The organism is Staphylococcus sp. Marseille-Q1834 (assembly GCF_916858875.1).
GTDB lineage: Bacteria > Bacillota > Bacilli > Staphylococcales > Staphylococcaceae > Staphylococcus > Staphylococcus pragensis.
Genome location: NZ_CAKASN010000001.1, coordinates 1,057,353 through 1,075,614 on the forward strand (window position 1 = coordinate 1,057,353; position 18,262 = coordinate 1,075,614).

20 protein-coding genes are annotated in these 18,262 nt (G+C 33.3%); 8 read left to right on the forward strand and 12 right to left on the reverse strand.

Going from position 1 to position 18,262, the window contains the following annotated elements:
• Nucleotides 1-55 precede the first annotated feature (55 nt).
• The gene (locus LIX58_RS05310) at nt 56-304 is read left to right on the forward strand and encodes a hypothetical protein (protein WP_126564677.1); all 249 of its coding nucleotides are present in this window, start codon (nt 56-58) and stop codon (nt 302-304) included.
• Between the two features lie 58 nt (nt 305-362).
• Here the strand turns inward: LIX58_RS05310 and nagB are convergent, their stop codons facing one another.
• Complete coding sequence (gene nagB / locus LIX58_RS05315; protein WP_126564816.1) at nt 363-1,094, reverse strand: glucosamine-6-phosphate deaminase; 732 nt, start codon at nt 1,092-1,094, stop codon at nt 363-365.
• 89 nt (nt 1,095-1,183) lie between these two features.
• Complete coding sequence (locus LIX58_RS05320) at nt 1,184-1,849, reverse strand: N-acetylmannosamine-6-phosphate 2-epimerase (RefSeq protein WP_126564676.1); 666 nt, start codon at nt 1,847-1,849, stop codon at nt 1,184-1,186.
• A 215-nt stretch (nt 1,850-2,064) separates the two neighbouring features.
• Between LIX58_RS05320 and LIX58_RS05325 the strand changes: the two genes are divergently transcribed.
• Nucleotides 2,065-2,871: a MurR/RpiR family transcriptional regulator gene (locus LIX58_RS05325; RefSeq protein WP_126564675.1), complete on the forward strand. Its 807-nt coding sequence runs from the start codon at nt 2,065-2,067 to the stop codon at nt 2,869-2,871.
• Nucleotides 2,872-2,923: 52 nt separating this feature from the next.
• Here LIX58_RS05325 and LIX58_RS05330 read toward each other — a convergent pair whose 3' ends face one another.
• Nucleotides 2,924-3,787 (reverse strand): ROK family protein, encoded by an 864-nt coding sequence (locus LIX58_RS05330; RefSeq protein WP_126564674.1) that lies wholly within the window; start codon nt 3,785-3,787, stop codon nt 2,924-2,926.
• 241 nt (nt 3,788-4,028) lie between these two features.
• Here LIX58_RS05330 and LIX58_RS05335 point away from each other — a divergent pair, with 241 nt between their 5' ends.
• From LIX58_RS05335 to LIX58_RS05350, 4 genes are all read left to right on the forward strand, one after another.
• A complete protein-coding gene (locus LIX58_RS05335; protein ID WP_126564673.1) occupies nt 4,029-4,910 on the forward strand; it encodes an N-acetylneuraminate lyase in 882 nt (293 codons plus the stop codon).
• 49 nt (nt 4,911-4,959) lie between these two features.
• Entirely contained in the window at nt 4,960-6,492 is a 1,533-nt protein-coding gene (locus LIX58_RS05340; RefSeq protein WP_126564672.1) for a sodium:solute symporter, read from the forward strand.
• Between the two features lie 105 nt (nt 6,493-6,597).
• The gene (locus tag LIX58_RS05345; protein WP_126564671.1) at nt 6,598-7,419 is read left to right on the forward strand and encodes a CPBP family intramembrane glutamic endopeptidase; all 822 of its coding nucleotides are present in this window, start codon (nt 6,598-6,600) and stop codon (nt 7,417-7,419) included.
• A gap of 83 nt (nt 7,420-7,502) precedes the next feature.
• Complete coding sequence (locus LIX58_RS05350; RefSeq protein ID WP_154837042.1) at nt 7,503-8,129, forward strand: NDxxF motif lipoprotein; 627 nt, start codon at nt 7,503-7,505, stop codon at nt 8,127-8,129.
• A gap of 195 nt (nt 8,130-8,324) precedes the next feature.
• Here LIX58_RS05350 and LIX58_RS05355 read toward each other — a convergent pair whose 3' ends face one another.
• Nucleotides 8,325-9,140: a CPBP family intramembrane glutamic endopeptidase gene (locus LIX58_RS05355; protein ID WP_226386145.1), complete on the reverse strand. Its 816-nt coding sequence runs from the start codon at nt 9,138-9,140 to the stop codon at nt 8,325-8,327.
• 171 nt (nt 9,141-9,311) lie between these two features.
• Here LIX58_RS05355 and LIX58_RS05360 point away from each other — a divergent pair, with 171 nt between their 5' ends.
• Nucleotides 9,312-9,977, forward strand: a complete 666-nt coding sequence (locus LIX58_RS05360; protein ID WP_126564668.1) for a CPBP family intramembrane glutamic endopeptidase — start codon at nt 9,312-9,314, stop codon at nt 9,975-9,977.
• Between the two features lie 83 nt (nt 9,978-10,060).
• On the opposite strand, the gene LIX58_RS05365 is transcribed toward LIX58_RS05360, so the two are convergent.
• From LIX58_RS05365 to LIX58_RS05400, 8 genes are all read right to left on the reverse strand, one after another.
• Entirely contained in the window at nt 10,061-10,693 is a 633-nt protein-coding gene (locus LIX58_RS05365; RefSeq protein WP_126564667.1) for an ATP-binding cassette domain-containing protein, read from the reverse strand.
• Entirely contained in the window at nt 10,680-11,453 is a 774-nt protein-coding gene (locus tag LIX58_RS05370) for an ATP-binding cassette domain-containing protein (RefSeq protein ID WP_154837046.1), read from the reverse strand. Before LIX58_RS05370 ends, LIX58_RS05365 begins: the two co-directional genes overlap by 14 nt.
• Nucleotides 11,420-12,187 carry an ABC transporter permease gene (locus LIX58_RS05375; RefSeq protein WP_154837048.1) on the reverse strand — a complete coding sequence of 256 codons (768 nt, stop codon included), beginning with the start codon at nt 12,185-12,187 and terminating at the stop codon, nt 11,420-11,422. Before LIX58_RS05375 ends, LIX58_RS05370 begins: the two co-directional genes overlap by 34 nt.
• Complete coding sequence (locus tag LIX58_RS05380; protein ID WP_154837050.1) at nt 12,177-13,136, reverse strand: ABC transporter permease; 960 nt, start codon at nt 13,134-13,136, stop codon at nt 12,177-12,179. The genes LIX58_RS05375 and LIX58_RS05380 overlap by 11 nt, the downstream gene beginning before the upstream one ends.
• Nucleotides 13,129-14,691, reverse strand: coding sequence for an ABC transporter substrate-binding protein (locus tag LIX58_RS05385; protein WP_154837052.1), 1,563 nt, complete (start codon nt 14,689-14,691; stop codon nt 13,129-13,131). Before LIX58_RS05385 ends, LIX58_RS05380 begins: the two co-directional genes overlap by 8 nt.
• A 225-nt stretch (nt 14,692-14,916) precedes the next feature.
• Nucleotides 14,917-15,555 carry a pyroglutamyl-peptidase I gene (gene pcp, locus LIX58_RS05390; RefSeq protein ID WP_154837054.1) on the reverse strand — a complete coding sequence of 213 codons (639 nt, stop codon included), beginning with the start codon at nt 15,553-15,555 and terminating at the stop codon, nt 14,917-14,919.
• A 22-nt stretch (nt 15,556-15,577) separates the two neighbouring features.
• Nucleotides 15,578-16,504, reverse strand: coding sequence for a DUF979 domain-containing protein (locus LIX58_RS05395; RefSeq protein ID WP_226386146.1), 927 nt, complete (start codon nt 16,502-16,504; stop codon nt 15,578-15,580).
• Entirely contained in the window at nt 16,497-17,201 is a 705-nt protein-coding gene (locus LIX58_RS05400; RefSeq protein WP_154837058.1) for a DUF969 domain-containing protein, read from the reverse strand. Before LIX58_RS05400 ends, LIX58_RS05395 begins: the two co-directional genes overlap by 8 nt.
• 265 nt (nt 17,202-17,466) lie before the next feature.
• Here LIX58_RS05400 and LIX58_RS05405 point away from each other — a divergent pair, with 265 nt between their 5' ends.
• Nucleotides 17,467-18,240 (forward strand): acetoin reductase, encoded by a 774-nt coding sequence (locus tag LIX58_RS05405; RefSeq protein ID WP_126564661.1) that lies wholly within the window; start codon nt 17,467-17,469, stop codon nt 18,238-18,240.
• Nucleotides 18,241-18,262 lie beyond the last annotated feature (22 nt).

An 18,262-nucleotide genomic window follows, 5' to 3' on the forward strand; every position in this document is an offset into this window, starting at 1 on the left:
ATAAATATTAACTATGTGAAAAATTGACATATTGATACGAAAGGGGGCTATTACGGTGCAACATGATTTAAGATTTCCAAGTGCAAAAAACTTTTTCACAACTTTGGGATGGTTGTCTATTATAGCTTTAATCGCTGTACTTGTACTTAACTTACTAGTTTATAGCACGTTTAACGGTTTTAATGATTTTAATTTACAATTCAACTTACATCAAATTGAATTAATTTTCGCAATTACGTTTGCGATTATCGCAATTGTAAGCATTATTATGTCTTTAATTTTAAAATTATTTAAACACTCATAATAAATAATTAAAGGACAGGATTCAAAGGTTTTAAATCTTCGAATACTGTCCTATTTTTTTATTTCAAATTGTTATAAATAGTGTCGTCAATAATGATTTCTACATTAGGGTGATTATGCAATATAGATGCTGGTAAATCTTCAGTTGTTTCTCCCTCTAATAAACGACGAATTGCTTCTTGTTTACGTTCTCCAAATGCGATTAAAATAATACGGTTAGCACGCATAATTGATTTTAATCCCATAGATACAGCCTGTTTCGGTACATCTTCAATCTTATCGAAATTCACACTATTGGCTTTAACAGTTGAATCAGTTAAATCCACCACACGTGTTTCACTTTCGAAAGACGTGCCAGGTTCGTTAAACCCAATATGCCCATTTTCCCCAATTCCTAATAGTTGAATATCTGGGTTGCCAATAGATTTTAAATATTCTTCATAGCGTTTAGACTCAGCTTCTAAATCATCCACTTTACCTTGAGGAATATGAATATTCGAAGCTTGCCAACTAGAATTATGATCAAACAATAGCTTATGCATGTACGTGTGATAACTTTGAGAATGTTCAGGTTCTAAGCCCACGTATTCATCTAAATTGAACGTTTGTACTTCGCTTAAATCTGTGTCGTTTGCTTCCAATAATTCAGAAAAACGTGGATAAATATCTGTCATTGTATTTCCTGTAGCCAATCCGAGAATTGCTTTAGGGTTGTCTTGAATTAGTTTCAAAAGTTCAATAGCTACATAATCACTGGCAATCGCTTTATTTTTTAAATTAATCAATTTCATCATATAAACGCCTCCATACGTTTATTCAACTAAAGATAATTATTCCCCTTTGTAAATGAATAAGAACTATTTTTAAAAATAGACTACTCTTATTGAATAGCGTCTACAAAACGTTCAGTGATTTGTTTAGGACGTGTAATAGCGCCTCCAACTACTGTACAGTGTACGCCAAGCTCACTTACTTTTTTATACATTTCAGGTGTGATGACGTTTCCTTCTGCAATGACTTTAGCATTTACTTTCTGTAAGATTTCTTTTAAAAATTCAAAATCATTTTCATAAAGAATATGACCTTTAGTATATGAAGTATACCCACGTAATGTTGTGCCAATGTAATCAAATTTTAAATTATCTGCTTGAACAGCTTCTTCGACAGTTGAGATGTCAGCCATAATTTCAACATTTGGTGCTTTTTCACGGATATAATTTACTAATTTTTTTAAAGATTCTTTTGGTCGTTCTTGTTTCGTAGCATCTAAAGCAATGACTTCACAACCACTTTCAATAAGTTCATCAACTTCTTTTGAAGTAGCAGTGATAAAAACATCTGAATTATCATAGTCACGCTTAACAATACCAATCACTGGTAAAGAAACTTCGTCTTTAATAGCTAAGATATCTTCTTTAGTATTTGCACGAATTCCTGATGCACCGCCTTGATAAGCAGCTAATGCCATTTTAGACATAATAAAAGATGAATGTAATGGTTCATCTGGTAATGCTTGACATGAAACGATTAGACCTTTTGGTAACATAAAAATTCACTCCACATATTTAAAATTTGTAAATAGCTTATTAAGTTATAAAGCAAAAACAACTTAATATTTTGTGTTGTTCTGAGATTATTGTTGTTTAAAATTTATTTACTCATATCATAACATCGAGAAAATATTTATCAATTTAAAAATATAATTTGAAAAATATTTTCATATATAATAAAGTTTATATAGCTTAAGTCAGAGGTGATGAGATGAAATTTGATAATCGTGTACAACGTAGTAGTCATTTATTAACTAAAATGGATAAGAAAATAATTGAATATATAAAAACACACGAACTAGATGATAATTTTTCAACGATTAATTCCTTAGCTTATGCTATCGGCACATCACCTGCCACAATTACTAGGTTTAGTAGTAAGTTAAATTATAATAACTTTCAAGATATGAAATTTAGTTTACAACATGAAAAGTCAGAAAAAGTGGTTGAAAATGCGCCATTAGTACAGTTGATTCATAGTTATCATCAAAATATTATTCAACAAACTGGTGAGTTTATTTCCGAGGAAAAGATAAAAAGATTAGCACATAATTTAAAAACATGTAGGCAAGTTAATTTTGCGGGTTTAGGAAGTTCAGGATTAACAGCAAGTGAGTTTTATTACCGTACAATGCGTATGGGAGTCAAAGGTTCCATTTCAACAGATGCACATCAAATGAAAATTTCAGCCTCATTATTATCATCTAAAGATATGTTTGTAGCGATTTCAAATAGTGGTGAAACATCTGAATTAATTGAAGCGAGTAACATTGCTCAAATACGAGGTGCTTATGTAGTCGTAATTACTAATTTTGAAGGGAGTGCACTAACTAAGAATGCAGATTTAGTGCTAATAACAAGTGCTCGTTCAAGTAATAATGACTCTAGATTCATTAATTCTCAAATAGCTACTCATTTTTTAATAGATCTTGTAAGTTATATATTACTAGGAGATCCTAATATGCACCGTACTTATCAACAAACACGTCAAGTTGTATTAAATAATGAGAAAGAATAAATATAAATAAGCCGTATCGATAAGTAAATAAGACTAACGATACGGCTTTATACTATTTTTTTATAGCACCAAACAATGCTGCGTGATTTTCTGTTTTAGTAGTTTGTAATCGCGCGATGCCATAATCGTTTGGAAGATAATTATGAATTTTAGGTTCAATATATTTTAAAAGTTTATCGCCTTGGGATGAAATACCGCCACCAATTAAAATAAGACCTGGATCGTATATGATTTGTATTTGAGCAATGCCCTCAGCTACGTGATTACTCCATTCATTTAAAATATCTACGGCTTGTGGATTTCCTTCTTCTGCTAAATCAAATAATTTAGGAACATCTGTTTCAAATTCGAACTTTCTCTCTAACATTAATGCTTTCAGCGAAGAAGTTGAAGCTCTTTGTTCGAATGTTTTTTCATCTTCAGCGCGGTAAAGTAAGTAGCCAATTTCATTTGCGCGATGGCGAGAGCCTTGGTAAATACCTAAACTTTTACTATAAAATGCGCCCCCAATACCTGTTCCCAATGTTAAACAAAAGATATTATCTTCTTCATAATTATGGAAGGTTAGTTCTCCAAGTAAAGCAGCATCAACATCATTATAAACAGTAATATCTGTTGATAAATCTTTGAATGCTTCAAAGAAGTTAGTACCGTCAAAGTTTTTTATAGTTGGTCCTGTATAAATAATTTGGCCTAATTCTGAATTAACAACACCTGCACTTGATATACCAATATGAGGTGTTTTCAAATTATATTGCTCCATAAAAGATTGAATCACTTTGTAAGTTTCATCAATGATTAATACATCTATATTGTTTGGAGTATCAATTTTTTTATAATCTATCATTTCAAGATTTTCATCTATTACAGCAACTTTAATATTAGTGCCTCCGATATCTACCGCAATTTTATACATGCAATAACCTCCTCATACAACGTTTATTATATTCGTTATTTTCTAGAATGAATATTCTCTGAATTATTTTGAAAATAATTTTCATTAAATTTAGTATATTTTGTTAAAATTTTTCAAAAATGGTTGTTCATTGAAATGATAGCGTTTACAATTCAAATTGTAAATAGAAATTATTGTTGTTGAATTTATATCAAACTTTATAAAAATTAATTCATATAAAAATAAATGGAGGTAATCAAATATGGAAGAGAAATTAAAAGGCTTATACGCTGCACTATTGGTGCCATTTGATGAACAAGGTCAAGTGAAAGAAGAAGGTTTAAAACAAATTGCTAAAAATGCTATCGAAACTGAAAAATTAGATGGCTTATATGTTAATGGTAGTTCTGGTGAAAACTTCTTAATTAGTAAAGAACAAAAGAAACAAATTTTTAGAGTAGTTAAAGAAACTGTGGGAGACGATGTAAATTTAATCGCTCAAGTAGGTTCATTAGACTTAAATGAAGCAATTGAACTTGGTAAATATGCTACTGAATTAGGTTATGATGCATTATCAGCAGTTACACCATTTTATTATCCATTTTCATTCGAAGAAATTAAAAATTATTACTTCGAAATAATTGAAGCTACACAAAACAATATGATTATTTATGCAATTCCAGATTTAACTGGTGTAAATATTAGCATTGAACAATTTGGAGAACTCTTTAATCATGAAAAAGTTGTAGGCGTAAAATACACAGCACCTAACTTCTTCTTATTAGAGCGTATTAGAAATGCGTATCCAGATAAATTAATCTTATCAGGCTTTGACGAAATGTTAGTTCAAGCAACAATTTCTGGAGTAGATGGTGCAATTGGTTCAACTTATAACGTTAATGGTCGTCGTGCACGTCAAATCTTTGATTTAGCACGTGAAGGCAAAGTTGAAGAAGCATATAAAATTCAACATGATACAAACGACATTATTGAAACAGTGTTAGGCATGGGTATCTATCCAACACTTAAAGAAATCTTAAAATCTCGTGGTATTGATGGTGGTTTACCAAAACGCCCATTCGCACCATTTAATGAAGATAATCGTGAAGCATTAAACAATTTAATTAAAAAATATGATTTATAAATATAACAACAAGTAAACAACATAATTTGTAAAGCAAGGGGTGTCAGTTATGCAACAGGTTGGATTTGGGATGTGGAATTGGGTTGCTGTAATTGGGTATTTAATCACGATGTTATTAATAGGGGCGTATTTCACAAAACGCGCTGGTAAAGATACAGATAGTTTCTTCACTGCCAGCGGGCGCCTTCCATCATGGGCTATCGGCTTCTCAATTTATGCTACAACTTTAAGCGCAATTACATTTATGTCTACACCAGAAAAAGCATTTTTAACGGATTGGGCATACATAGCAGGAAATATTGCGATTGTCGCAATTATTCCAATATTAATCGCATTTTATGTACCATTTTTTAAAAAATTACGTGTTACATCAGCTTATGAATATTTAGAAGCACGTTTTGGACCAAGTATTCGTGTTATTGGTTCATTATTATTTGTTATCTTCCACTTAGGACGAATTGCAATTGTTATTTATTTACCAACATTAGCAATTACTGCTGTTTCAGATATGAATCCATACATCGTAGCTAGTCTTGTAGGAATTTTATGTATTTTATATACTTTCTTAGGTGGCTTCGAAGGGGTAGTATGGAGTGACTTTATACAAGGCGTAATTTTATTAGGGGGCGCATTACTTATAATTATTATCGGAGCATTTGAAATCAAAGGTGGCTTCGGTACGATTATGAGTGATGCTATTGCTAATAAAAAGATTATTAGCGCTGATAACTGGAAGTTAAATTCAGCTGCAGCAGCGATCCCAATTATTTTCCTTGGAAATATTTTTAATAACTTGCATCAATATACTGCCAGCCAAGATGTAGTTCAACGTTATCAAGCATCAGACTCGATGGAAGAGACAAAGAAATCTTTATGGACTAATGGAGTGCTAGCATTAATTTCAGCACCTATATTCTATGGTATGGGAACAATGATGTATTCATTTTATCATCATGAAGAAATGTTGCCTAAAGGTTTTAATACGTCATCTATCGTACCGTACTTCATTTTAACTGAAATGCCTCCGTTTGTTGGCGGCTTACTTATCGCAGCAATATTCGCAGCGGCACAATCAACAATTTCATCTAGTTTAAACTCAATTTCGGCTTGTATTTCTGAAGATATTAAACACCGTTTCTTTGGAAAAGGAGCAGATAAATCAGAAGTTAATTTCGCAAGATTAGTTATTGTTGTAGCAGGTTTACTAAGTTATGCTATCTCAATGTATTTAATTTACGCAGATTCTAACAACTTATGGGATCTATTCTTACTTATTACCGGCCTGTTTGGTGTACCATTAGCAGGTATTTTCGCAGTTGGTATCTTTACAAAACGTGCGAATACAGTAGGTGTGCTTGTAGGATTAATTGCCGGCGTAATTATTGCTTACATTTTAAATGGTGTAGGTGGCGGAAATTCACCATTCTATGTGTCAATCATTTCATTCTTAGTTTCATTTGTTTTTGGATATTTAGTAAGTTTCGTTGTACCTTCAAAAAATACAAAAGATATTACCGGACTTACAATATTTGATAAAGACAAAGCATCTACATATATTTCTAAAGTAGCTGAGAAAAAATAGTATATAGTGAAAAAGAGTTAGAGAGTGCGCTTTCTAACTCTTATTTTATGTTTAAATGCTTGTGTTAAACTAAATTTGTTAAGTAAAAGAATTAGGAGTAACATAATGAAACTATTAAAAATAATTGGCATGTTTATTCTAGCAATTTTAATTATGGGAGTTACCCAAGGTATTACATCATTATTTGATAATCTTATTGAGTTTTTAGGAATTGGCGTTATTTTACAAGGTATATTTTATATTATTTTCGCTTTTTTCGTAGTGCGATTTTTTATTAAAAGGATATTCAAAGATAGTTTAGAATCGTACCGTATTACTGCACCTAAATTTCATAAAACATATGTCCTACTTGGTTTAGGATTACCAATTTTAGTTTATGCTATTTATTTCATTTTTGTCCCTGGTGAATTTAAAATTCATCATTTTAATTCGTTAAATGAAACAATGCGTATGATATTTTGGTCAATCTTTGTTACTGCACTTGGCGGCGGGATTGTTGAAGAAATGGTGTGTCGAGGCTTCTTAATGGGTTATATTGAGAAGCAAACGAATATTAAAGTTGCTATTATTTCGACATCTGTCTTTTTCGGCGTGATCCATGTATTGAATGGGGCACTCAATATAAGTAGCTTCTTACTATTATTGATGAGTGGTTCTCTAGTAGGCCTTATGTTTGCTTTAGCCACTTATAAATTCAATACGATTTGGGCAAGTATTACCTTGCATTTCTTTTGGAATCTTTCTCAAATTATCTTTATCACTGAAAAAGAAAGTAGCACTGCCGTATGGCAATATGTATTACATACGAACAACATAGCTATATCAGGCAACCAGTTTGGCTTCGAAGCTTCACTTATTTCTATTTTTGGTTATCTTGTTGTCATCTTATTATTACTAAGAGTTAGAAGAAACTCACGACTTAGTTGAGTTACTTAAGAAAGGTTTAAAGTTACTGAGAAGTTCACTATACTTAAACTGTAATGTAAAAATTAAATAAAAGGAGATTTGATATGAAAAAGATAGCATTATTAATTTCAACTTTTATATTAGTTATTACAGTAGCAGGATGTTCATCTTCTGAGGAAAATCATAAAAAAGATAGTGAGACTGAAAATAAACATACTGAGAACAATGAAAGTCATAATCATAAAATTCCAGAACACATTTTTGATAAAACAATGTCTAATAAAACAATTTCTGAAGCTACTATGAAGAAAGATATAAAAACATATTTAGATTCTAGCAGAAAGCTAAGCGATGCTACTGAACCTTATGAAGATAAGTTAGATTCTGATAAAAAATTATCTGAAAAACAGCAGAAAAATTATGATAAAGTATTAAATTTACGAGTTCAAAATGACGCTAACTTTGCTAAATACATAAAAAATAATAAATTACCGAATAAAGAATATGAAAAATATAGTAAAAAAATTAGTCAATATATTACAACATCTAATGACATGGATAATAAAGCTAGAAGTATGTCAAAAAAAGCTGAAGAAAAGTTAGATGAAGATGATTTAAAAGAGTTTAAGAATATATACAAAAATATAGATATTGTTAATGGTCGTGAACAAGATAAAATTGAGAAATTCTTGAAAAAGAAAAATATTGAAACTATCGCTTTTGATAAATAAAAAAACAGGACTCCGCAAACTCGGGGTCCTGTTTTATTTTGCGATTTAAGAAACATTTAAGCTTGAATGACTTAGAATTTTGTTATGTTATAGGTAGGTTACATATTTTGATATTTTATTTTTGAAAATGACTGCGCCAGTTGTCCTTCATTTTCAAGAAAAAAAGTAGTCCTAAAAACGGACTACTTAAATAATTTAACTAAATAATACGGTGAAATAACCAACAAGAATCAATATACCAGTAACGCCATTATGGATCATGTGGACCATCATACTATCGCGAACATTGCCTCTACGGTGATACGCAAGATAAAAAATCATGCCCATAAAGATATACATTAATGCAGCTACCCAATTGGTTGGATTATGTTGAGAACCGAAAATAATTGATGAAAGAATGAATGGTAACCAGAAACGACTGCGTTTAAAGAGTGTTTCTTTAAAGATACCACGATAAATCAATTCTTCTAAATATGGAGCAATGAACGTGATGGTTAACGCAAATACAATAACTGGGAAGGCTTGGCCTAATTGATCCGGACTAGGTTGTCCATCCATGTTGCCAAGTAACATTTGGTCGTTTTTAGTCGTTCTTGAGCCTGTGACAACTAACATTAATAGAGACATACCAATTACCAGTAGGCGTAGTAACACAGCCCAGCCAATATTTATCGCAATGTCTTTACCTTTAAATTTCTTCGGTTGTTCGTATGTGTGATGTTGATAGTATCGTCTTACAAACCACACAATGATACCAGTGAAAAGAAGGAAAAGTAATGTAGACACTGTGCCAGTTAATAAGTCTATATGAACTGAAAATCCAACAATGAAACTTAAGGTAACGATTGGAATTTCAGCAAGTATGAACCAACCAATAAAGATAAGGATATTTAAAAACTTATTCCCCTTAGGATAACGTTCTTCTTGAGATTGTGGAGTTTTATCTTGATGTGAGTATTCAGGGTTTGAAGCGGATGAAGCGTATGTATTCCCATTTTCATATTCTTGCATGTTAAACCCACCTTTATTTAATATTTAGAACTTTGAAAACGGATACTGCACTTTGGATGTAACATATATTTGACATTTAAGCTATATAAGTTTAGTAAAATTATTTTTTAAAAATAAGTGGAGTTTTAATTAAGAGAACAAAAGATTTCCCGAGAAATGAGGAGGTAAATAATGTCACAAGAACAAGTAGATTCACAAACTAAGCAAACTGATTTTCAAATTTCGCATAAAGCGTATTGGAAATTATTGTTACAATCTATTTTTATGATAGTTGTAATGTTTTTCGCTGAATCGATGGTTTTAGCATTAGCAGAAGAGAGCCCTAAATATTTCTGGGTTAGTATTATTCCAGTTGTCATCGCATTTTTATTATTATGGTTATTTAAGTTGAAATTATTTAATTTTAGCAAGATTACCAAACAACAATGGATGTTAATCATTATAGGTTTTGCTTTAATGTTCGGTGTAGATTATCTTTCATCTTTTTTCATGCCAGAGACAAATAATGAAAAAGGATTAGAAGAAGATTATAAAAATGTGCCAATCTTGCTTCAATTTTTATCAATTGGCCTCTTAGGACCAATCTTAGAAGAAGTTGTATTTAGAGGATTACTTATTAAAGGCATATTTAGAGGCGCGCCAATTATAGGAGCCATTGTTTCGGTCATATTATTTGCGGGTGCCCATGGCCCAATTACTATTGGAGAATGGTTTGTTTATGGATTTTCTGGCTTAATATTTGTATTTGCTTATTTGAAGACTGGACGCTTAGAAGTAGCAATACTAATTCATATTTTAAATAACTCATTTGTTGTCATTCAAAATTATTTCTGGTAAATATGCAATCATTATTAACATTAATATATAGAAATGGAGAGGTCTAATGTATTCACTAGATCTCTCCTTTTAATAACCTTTTCTTAATCACTACCAATTTTTAAATGTTTACCGGGAAGGCTGTGTAATAAATACGGATCATGCGTAATAATAATTAATTGCAAGTTTTCAATTTCTCGCAAAGTCTGTAAAATCAGTTCTTCATTAATCACATCTAGGTTAGTTGTAGCTTCATCTAAGATAATGACGTCAGGCTCAACTAACAAGGCTTTCGCTATCCATAATCGTTGGAATTGGCCACCACTTAAATTACTCACTTTTTTATTTAATAACTGTGAGTCTAATTTACATAGTGTCATCGCGTTCTGCATTTTTTCTTTATGCAAGTGTTCAGGGATATGAAAGTTTTTCAAAGGTTGTTTTAATATCCATTCAACAGTCTTTCTAGGATCTAGAGTATTTGAATTATACTGTGGAATATATTGAATATGTTTCATCCACTCATAGCGTGATACTTTTCCGAGAGTTAAATCGTTATAGTTGATGATACCTTGATAGTTGTCATCTAAACCGGCAATGATTTGAGCGAGGGTAGACTTACCGCTCCCACTAACTCCACTAATAATGATGTTTTCATGACTATTAGCTTCATAATTAAAGTTTCTAAATATTGTTTTATCTGAAAATGATTTATTCAACTGTTTAATTTGTAACATATTGATTTCTCCTATTCGAAAGTTCAATCAATTGTCGTGTGTAGCTATGCTGAGGGTGCTCTAAAATTTGTTGAGCCGTACCGCTTTCAATGATTTCGCCTTGATACATAACGCTAATATGCGTGGCATATTCTCTAACTAAACTTAAATCGTGTGTAATAAATAAGATGGTCATTCCATGTTCTTGAATGACATGATTTAATAAGCGCATTAAGTTATTACGGTTATCATAATCTAACGCGCTTGTAGGTTCATCGGCAATCATGAACTTGGCTTCTCTAATAATTGCCATTACTAATGCCACACGTTGTGCCATTCCTCCGCTTAATTGAAAAGGATAGGAATGATATACGTCTTCTACTTGTGTCAAACCTAAATTCCTAAATTGACGTAGCACAAATTCACGTTGTTGATCGCGAGACAATTTAGAATTAAATGAATCAAATAAGGCATCGAAATGTTTTTGAATACGCACATTTTGAAAGAAATTACTATTTGCATCTTGGAACATAGCATCTGTTTGATTAAGGTTAATTTCAATCTTTCCTTCATAACGTAAGTTAGGTTGATGCATGTGTAAAGCAGTACGAGATAGTAATGATTTACCGCTACCACTTTCACCTACTAAACAATGGAAACTACCTTCAATCACGTCTAAATCTACATGTTTTAATAGTGCAACGTCGCCATCGTAGACGGAGACATTTTCCAAATGTAATAAGGACTTTAACGAATGAAGCGTCGATTCAATATTTGACATATGAGCGCGAATCCTCCTAACAACACACCAGGAAAGAAGAATAACCAAGGTGCAGAATAGAAATAACTCTTACCGTCATACAGGATAGCGCCTAATTCAGGTAAGGGTGGTTTAACGCCTAATCCAATAAAGGCCAAACCAGAAATACTTAACATTAATTTACCGAAATCTGCGGTTACGAGTGCCATGACATTACTTAAAAGATGTGGAATGACATGATGGATAGTCGTTTGAACTTTAGATAAGCCACTTAAAGATGCATATTTCACAAAGGGTTGTGTTTGTGCATCACGGGCTAAATTTCTGAAATAACGTAAATAACGACCTAACCAGCCAATAATAAGCGCTAAGCATAAACCGACAATCGAATTATTAACAAAGCCAAGGACAACCAATGCAATAATAATCGCAGGAAGCGCAATTAACATATCAGCTGCCGCCATCATAATCGAATCGAACCAGCGTCCTATAAGTGCAGACATCAATCCTAAGATGAGGCCAAGGACGACTGTGCCAATTAAAATGAGCGTGGTTAAGCCAAGTGTGACCATACTGCCGACAAAAAGACGTGTTAAGAAGTCGCGTCCTAAGTCATCTGTACCTAATAAATGATGTAAGCTAGGTGGAATTAACGCATCCGATTGGTGAATGTCATTCGCGTTATCATATAAGGTATAGGCGAGCATGGCGAGAACTAAAATGGTAATGGGCCATATCCAGTGTTTAATCTTCATAAGTTATACGGCCTCCTAACTTTTTAGACATTCTTAAGCGCGGATCACTTTTCTCTAGTAAAATATCGCCAAGGAAATTGAGTACCATAATCATTAAAATAATAATCATTAAGATACCTTGAATTAACGGATAATCGCGCAAATTAATACCATTGATTAACAGTTTACCTAATCCTGAAATACTGAAAATCACTTCTAGAATAATGACACGACTAAATAAGTGAATAAAATTATTAATCGTAATGGTTAATAATGGTGCTAATATTTCTTTGATTTGCACATAAATGCGATCTTTCAGTTTAAATTGTCGTAATTGTGCCAACTGATAAGGTTGGTTGTGAAGTGTACGTTCGAAAAGATGACTGCTGAGTAAAATCATATGGCTACCTTCTACTAACACTAATATAGTGATAGGGAGCACAAAGTATTCCCAACTATTACTACCTACGAATGGGAATAAATGCCATTTCACACCAAAATAATAGATGAAAATGATAGCTAGCCAATACTCTGGTAATGATGTAATAAGTTGAGAGAGTCTCATAATTGATTGCGACCACTTAGAACGTGGATGATTACCACATAAATAACCAATGACATAGCCGAATGGGAATAAAATCATCGCTGAACCGAGAATAAGTTTCAATGTTGGTGCCATTGCTTGCGTGATACGGTCAGTAACAGGTTCACCGTTACTAAAGCTTGTGCCTAAGTCACCTGTAAAGGCATGACCAAGCCATTGTACGTAGCGAATAGGCATCGCTTGGCTAAGTCCTAACTTTTCTTGTGCCATTTTAATGCGTTCTGGTGTAATTTGTGCTACACCATGTTCTTGTAAATATTGAACGGCAGGGTTGCCGGTTGTATTTTCCAAAAGAACAAATAGAATAAATGAAATGACGACTAAATAAATTACTAATTTTATAAATTGTTTAATAATATTATTCATGGTTCTTTACCTTCAATTTATCAAAGTTTATAGGTGCATCTGTTTGGCCAGAAAATTCAAAATTGCTGATTTTAGGTGTCGTTACAAAGGTTTCATTTGGGTAAGAAATGGGCACCGCTAAGTATTGATTATCAATATAGTTAGATAATTTGTCGAAAGCACTTTGACGTTGTTGCTTATCAATAATTGTAGGGAACTGTTTAATCATTTCTGTTAATTTCGAATCATCTGCGAAGACGCCAGGTTGATGCTTCGCTTGTTTGAAACGTGCATTTAAGATATTATATGGCATCAAGGCATTTGTATAAGTACGGTAATAAATAAGGTCGAAGTCTTTACGTACTGTTAGCGTTTCGTAATATGTTTGTGCGTCTAGGATATTGATATCTAATTTGATACCTACTTTTTTTAACGCTTGTTGCATAATTTCAGCTTTCGTTTTCCACTCTGGAAATTCATGGGTTTGAAGTGCAAGTTTAAGTGACAGTACTTTGCCATCCTTTTCAAAATAACCGCTAGAATTCTTCTTGTAGCTCGCTTCTTTGAGCAATTTCTCTGAATCTGAAGGCGCGTATGTATGATTGTGTTGATTATTTGAATTAACATATGGCACGTCACTTTGGAATAATCCTTTGAGTTGCTTGTTAGGAGATAGGTCGTTAGTATCTATCGCCTTACTGATAGCTTCACGGATGCGTTTATCATTTAAGACTTTATTCTGAGGGTTAAAGCCCATAAATTGAGTTTCTGTACTTGGATAAGTATTCACTTTTAAATCATTGCTACGATAAGATTCTTTGACTTGTTGTGGCGTCATCTGACCTAATGAACCGCCAGTAATATCGATAGAACGACTTTCAATGGCTAAGTGTCTCGAATCACTATCCTCAATCGATTGAAAGGTTAGATTGTAATCGAGAGGATGGCCATTGTGATAATACTGATTGGGTTTAAATGTTACTGTTTCATTCGTTGAGCCAGCCACTTTGAATGGCCCCGTGCCAATCGCTTTCTCGAACTTGCCAGTCGTCTTGCCATCTTTCACCGCATGAGGACTCATGATACGAAGCGGTCTAATTTGCGTGAGTTCAGGCAATACTTGGTTAGACGATTCCTTCAATTTAATCTCAACTGTATATTTATCTTTAATGTTGACCGATTGCAATTTATCTAGCGTTTCCATTGGATTCGTTTTATCTGTAGCTTTCGCTCTCTCTATTGAAAATTTGACCGCCGACGCGTCAAAATCAGAACCATCATTAAACTTCACATTATGTTTCAAATGGAACGTATAGTCTTTACCATCTTCTGAAGCCTCCCATGATGTAGCGAGACCAGGTTCAATTTTGCCACCTTTGCCATAAGTCACAAGCGGTTGGTACACCGCACTATACACGGGCATAGGAACATCAAATGCTTGAGCATCTAATTTGTTAGGGTTAAATTCGCGGGGTAACGACACTTTAACCTCTTTATCGTCATGATGTTGTTGAGCACAGCCACTTAACATGAGCATGGCGCACATAGAAAGTGAACAAAATATGCGCTTTTTCAATACACTACCTTCTTTCCCTTGTATACATAAATATATTTTTTGTATTAAGTTCATATACAAATTTTATTATTATTATATGATACACCTTTAAAGCCTTCTTTGAAAATTCAAGTTAGAATTTGTGACATGAAAAAAAGAGGGCATACGCCCCCTTGATCTTGAATAGTTATAAATTTAAGCACTTATAGTGTGATGTACTAATTATTGATTTAAAGCATGTTCAATTTAATGTGTTTCGCCTAATGCGATTTTTGCGTCTTCATCTCTTGAGATTGCTTTGATTGCAGCTGTTAAGCCTTTAGCAATCGTTTCAATAGACATTGAAGGTTTTTCAGGTTTATCTGTGACTTGTTCTGGGATAAATGGCACGTGGATGAAGCCAAATAATAAGCCAGGATAAGTTTTATCTGCTAGATAACCTAATTGATATAAGATGTGATTGCAGACAAAAGTGCCTGCCGTGTTTGATAAGCTTGCTGGAACGCCGGCTTGTTTAATCGCTTCTGTCATCTTCTTAACTGGTAAGTTTGAGAAGTATGCAGGTGCACCGTCTTCTTGAATAGCGACATCAATTGGTTGATTACCTTTGTTATCTGCAATACGTGCGTCATCAATGTTAATGCCAACACGTTCTGGTGTTAAATCATAACGTCCGCCAGCTTGTCCGATTGCTAATACAGCATCGTAGCCACCTTTAGCCAATTCTTTATCCACTGCCTCTTTAGATTCATGGAAGACAGTGGGGATTTCTAACTTTGTAATCGTATGTTCGCCAATGTGCTCCTCTAATTGTTTAACTGCCTCTAATGCAGGATTAATCTTTTCGCCACCAAATGGATCAAATGCTGTAACTAGAATTTTCATTATTCATTTCCTCCTTTAATTTTTAAAATGCCCAGAAATACATCAGAGCAATGTGAATAACTATAAGTGCTAATGCTATAGGTGCCTGTGCTTTAATAACACCAAACTCTTGTTTCATCTCAAGTAATGCCACTGGTAATGTGTTGAAGTTTGCCGCCATCGGTGTAAGTAATGTGCCACAGAAACCGCCTGTCATTGCTAATGCGCCGGCAACGATTGGATCACCACCTTGAGCTATAACAAAAGGAATACCGATACTTGCAGTAATTACCGTAAAGGCTGCGAAAGCATTTCCCATCAACATTGTGAAAAGTACCATTCCTAAAATGTATGCTGTGGCTCCAATTAAGTGATTTCCTTCAGGTAAAAATGATGAAATACCTTTAGAAATAACTTGACCAACGCCGCTTGCAGTAAATAGCACACCAAGTGCTGCTAAGAATTGTGGCAGAATACCTGTGGTACCTACTTGTTGCGTCAAACGGTCACTGTCATATAGAACATAAGATAATTTAGGTTTAATAATGAGCAGTGCAGCGATTAAGCCAATGACTGATGAAATGCCTAAACCAATTGCGCCACCTAAAGGCGTCCAGTTTGAAATGATGACTGCTACTACAGCTAAGACAAGGGCTGGAATAAAGAGTTTATTACCGTATTTATCTGAACCTTTTTCAACTTCTTTATCCGTTACCTCAATAATATTTTTAATTTTAACTTGTTTGAAAAGGGTCAACGCACCCATACAGAGCACTAGGATACCGTTAATCGCATTTGGAATGTATGGACCACCTATGAAAAGGATGGCTAAAATAGTCCAAAATGCTGCTGTACCTAGGCTTTTAGATTTGTCAGTTGCGCGTAGAGCACGATAAGCAGTGTATAGAAATTGTAGCCCAATTAGGATATAAAAAATTTCTAAAATATGATTTAAAGTTGTTTCATTCATGGTGATTCACCTCTTTTTGTCCGTATTTTTTATTGAAATAACGATCCAATAAGATGTTTTTTATCCAAACTAATACAAGAGTAATGATTGCGACTGGAATTGAAGCGAGTACTAAGCTAATTGCATTTACTTTGATATGTAAAGATTGAAACGTACCTACCATTAATAAAATACCTGCTGCCCCAACAAATAAATTTTGGCCGAAGAAGTTACCATAGTTTTCCATTGCAGAGGCTTCAGCTTTTAATTTTTCGATATCTTTAGCATCGACATCTTTTTCAGATAGGTTATAACGTGTGCGTAGAGCACCTTGAACCATTGGGTTGATTAAAGGTCTAACAAATTGAGGATGACCACCGATACGTATTGAAGCGACACCAGCGATTTCACGGATAATTAAGTATAAAGTGAGAAGACGACCGGTCGTTATTTTCTTGACGTTGCTAATTAGTTTAGAAGCTTGTTGCTTTAAACCGAAACGTTCAATTAAACCGACCATTGGAAGAGTTAACATAAATAAAGTCACAAGTCGCTGATCTACAAAAGCTTTGCCAAGTGTAGAAAGAACATCAATGATATCCATACCAGCTACAAGACCGGTAACGACTGCTGCTATTAAAATAATTGCTATTGTGTCAAATTTGAGAATGAAACCAATAATGATAATTAAAATACCAATTAATTTAAGCCATTCCATAAAACCACTCCTTTGATGTAATAACTAGATTTAGATAATACAAAAGATAAAAAGTTTTAATTTTCTTAATATTAGCATAACTATTTTTGATATTGAAGTGAATTTAAAATAAAAAGAATTATATTTTGAAATGTGAGGATATTAGAGAAGAGTTATTTAAAAATGTATAATATTTTATGAAAATTTTGTGGATATAAATATCTATTTAAAGTAATTTTATACTTATGTGATAAAATTTACTTGTAAACTAAAGGAGGAATGTTTTATGACAAAAACAGCAGTTATTACAGGATCAGCAGCAGGTTTAGGTAAAGGGATTGCAGAGCGTTTAGCCAATGATGGATTCAATATTGTGATTCAAGATATTAACCAAACAACACTTTTAAAAACGGAAGAAGAATTTAAAGGTAAAGGATACAATGTTGTAGCATTCCATAGCGATGTATCTAAAAAGAAAGAACAAGAAGAATTAGTTCAATTCGCAGTTGCAGAATTTGGCCACATTGATGTCTTTGTAAACAACGCTGGTGTTGACGCAGTATCTTCAATTTTAGAAATTACTGAAGACGAATTAGACAAATTATTCCATATTAACGTTTATGGAACACTTTTCGGAATTCAAGCAGCAGCAAAACAATTTATTAAACAAAATAGCAAAGGTAAAATTATTAACGCATGTAGTATCGCCGGACATGAATCTTATGAAGTGTTAGGTACATATTGTGCTACAAAATATTCAGTACGCTCATTCACTCAAACAGCAGCGAAAGAATTAGCTGAAAAAGGTATTACAGTCAATGCTTATTGCCCAGGAGTAGCTAAAACTGAAATGTGGGATCGTATCGATGCTGCTATGGTTGAGTTAGATGATAGCTTAAAACCAGGCGATGCTTTCGAACAATTCTCATCAGCAATTAAATTAGGTCGCTATCAAGAACCTAAAGATGTGGCAGCTTTAGTATCATTCTTAGCGTCACCAGATTCAGACTACATCACAGGTCAAGCCATCTTAACAGACGGTGGATTAGTGTATAGATAAACCGAATATAAAATTGAAAAGT

Excerpts from the sequence above, each read along its gene's own strand:
- nagB (WP_126564816.1), bottom strand. The coding sequence starts at position 1,094 with ATGAAATTGATTAATTTAAAAAATAAAGCGATTGCCAGTGATTATGTA.
- LIX58_RS05320 (WP_126564676.1), bottom strand. The coding sequence starts at position 1,849 with ATGTTACCAAAAGGTCTAATCGTTTCATGTCAAGCATTACCAGATGAA.
- LIX58_RS05325 (WP_126564675.1), top strand. The coding sequence starts at position 2,065 with ATGAAATTTGATAATCGTGTACAACGTAGTAGTCATTTATTAACTAAA.
- LIX58_RS05330 (WP_126564674.1), bottom strand. The coding sequence starts at position 3,787 with ATGTATAAAATTGCGGTAGATATCGGAGGCACTAATATTAAAGTTGCT.
- LIX58_RS05335 (WP_126564673.1), top strand. The coding sequence starts at position 4,029 with ATGGAAGAGAAATTAAAAGGCTTATACGCTGCACTATTGGTGCCATTT.
- LIX58_RS05340 (WP_126564672.1), top strand. The coding sequence starts at position 4,960 with ATGCAACAGGTTGGATTTGGGATGTGGAATTGGGTTGCTGTAATTGGG.
- LIX58_RS05345 (WP_126564671.1), top strand. The coding sequence starts at position 6,598 with ATGAAACTATTAAAAATAATTGGCATGTTTATTCTAGCAATTTTAATT.
- LIX58_RS05350 (WP_154837042.1), top strand. The coding sequence starts at position 7,503 with ATGAAAAAGATAGCATTATTAATTTCAACTTTTATATTAGTTATTACA.
- LIX58_RS05355 (WP_226386145.1), bottom strand. The coding sequence starts at position 9,140 with ATGCAAGAATATGAAAATGGGAATACATACGCTTCATCCGCTTCAAAC.
- LIX58_RS05360 (WP_126564668.1), top strand. The coding sequence starts at position 9,312 with ATGTCACAAGAACAAGTAGATTCACAAACTAAGCAAACTGATTTTCAA.
- LIX58_RS05365 (WP_126564667.1), bottom strand. The coding sequence starts at position 10,693 with ATGTTACAAATTAAACAGTTGAATAAATCATTTTCAGATAAAACAATA.
- LIX58_RS05370 (WP_154837046.1), bottom strand. The coding sequence starts at position 11,453 with ATGTCAAATATTGAATCGACGCTTCATTCGTTAAAGTCCTTATTACAT.
- LIX58_RS05375 (WP_154837048.1), bottom strand. The coding sequence starts at position 12,187 with ATGAAGATTAAACACTGGATATGGCCCATTACCATTTTAGTTCTCGCC.
- LIX58_RS05380 (WP_154837050.1), bottom strand. The coding sequence starts at position 13,136 with ATGAATAATATTATTAAACAATTTATAAAATTAGTAATTTATTTAGTC.
- pcp (WP_154837054.1), bottom strand. The coding sequence starts at position 15,555 with ATGAAAATTCTAGTTACAGCATTTGATCCATTTGGTGGCGAAAAGATT.
- LIX58_RS05395 (WP_226386146.1), bottom strand. The coding sequence starts at position 16,504 with ATGAATGAAACAACTTTAAATCATATTTTAGAAATTTTTTATATCCTA.
- LIX58_RS05400 (WP_154837058.1), bottom strand. The coding sequence starts at position 17,201 with ATGGAATGGCTTAAATTAATTGGTATTTTAATTATCATTATTGGTTTC.
- LIX58_RS05405 (WP_126564661.1), top strand. The coding sequence starts at position 17,467 with ATGACAAAAACAGCAGTTATTACAGGATCAGCAGCAGGTTTAGGTAAA.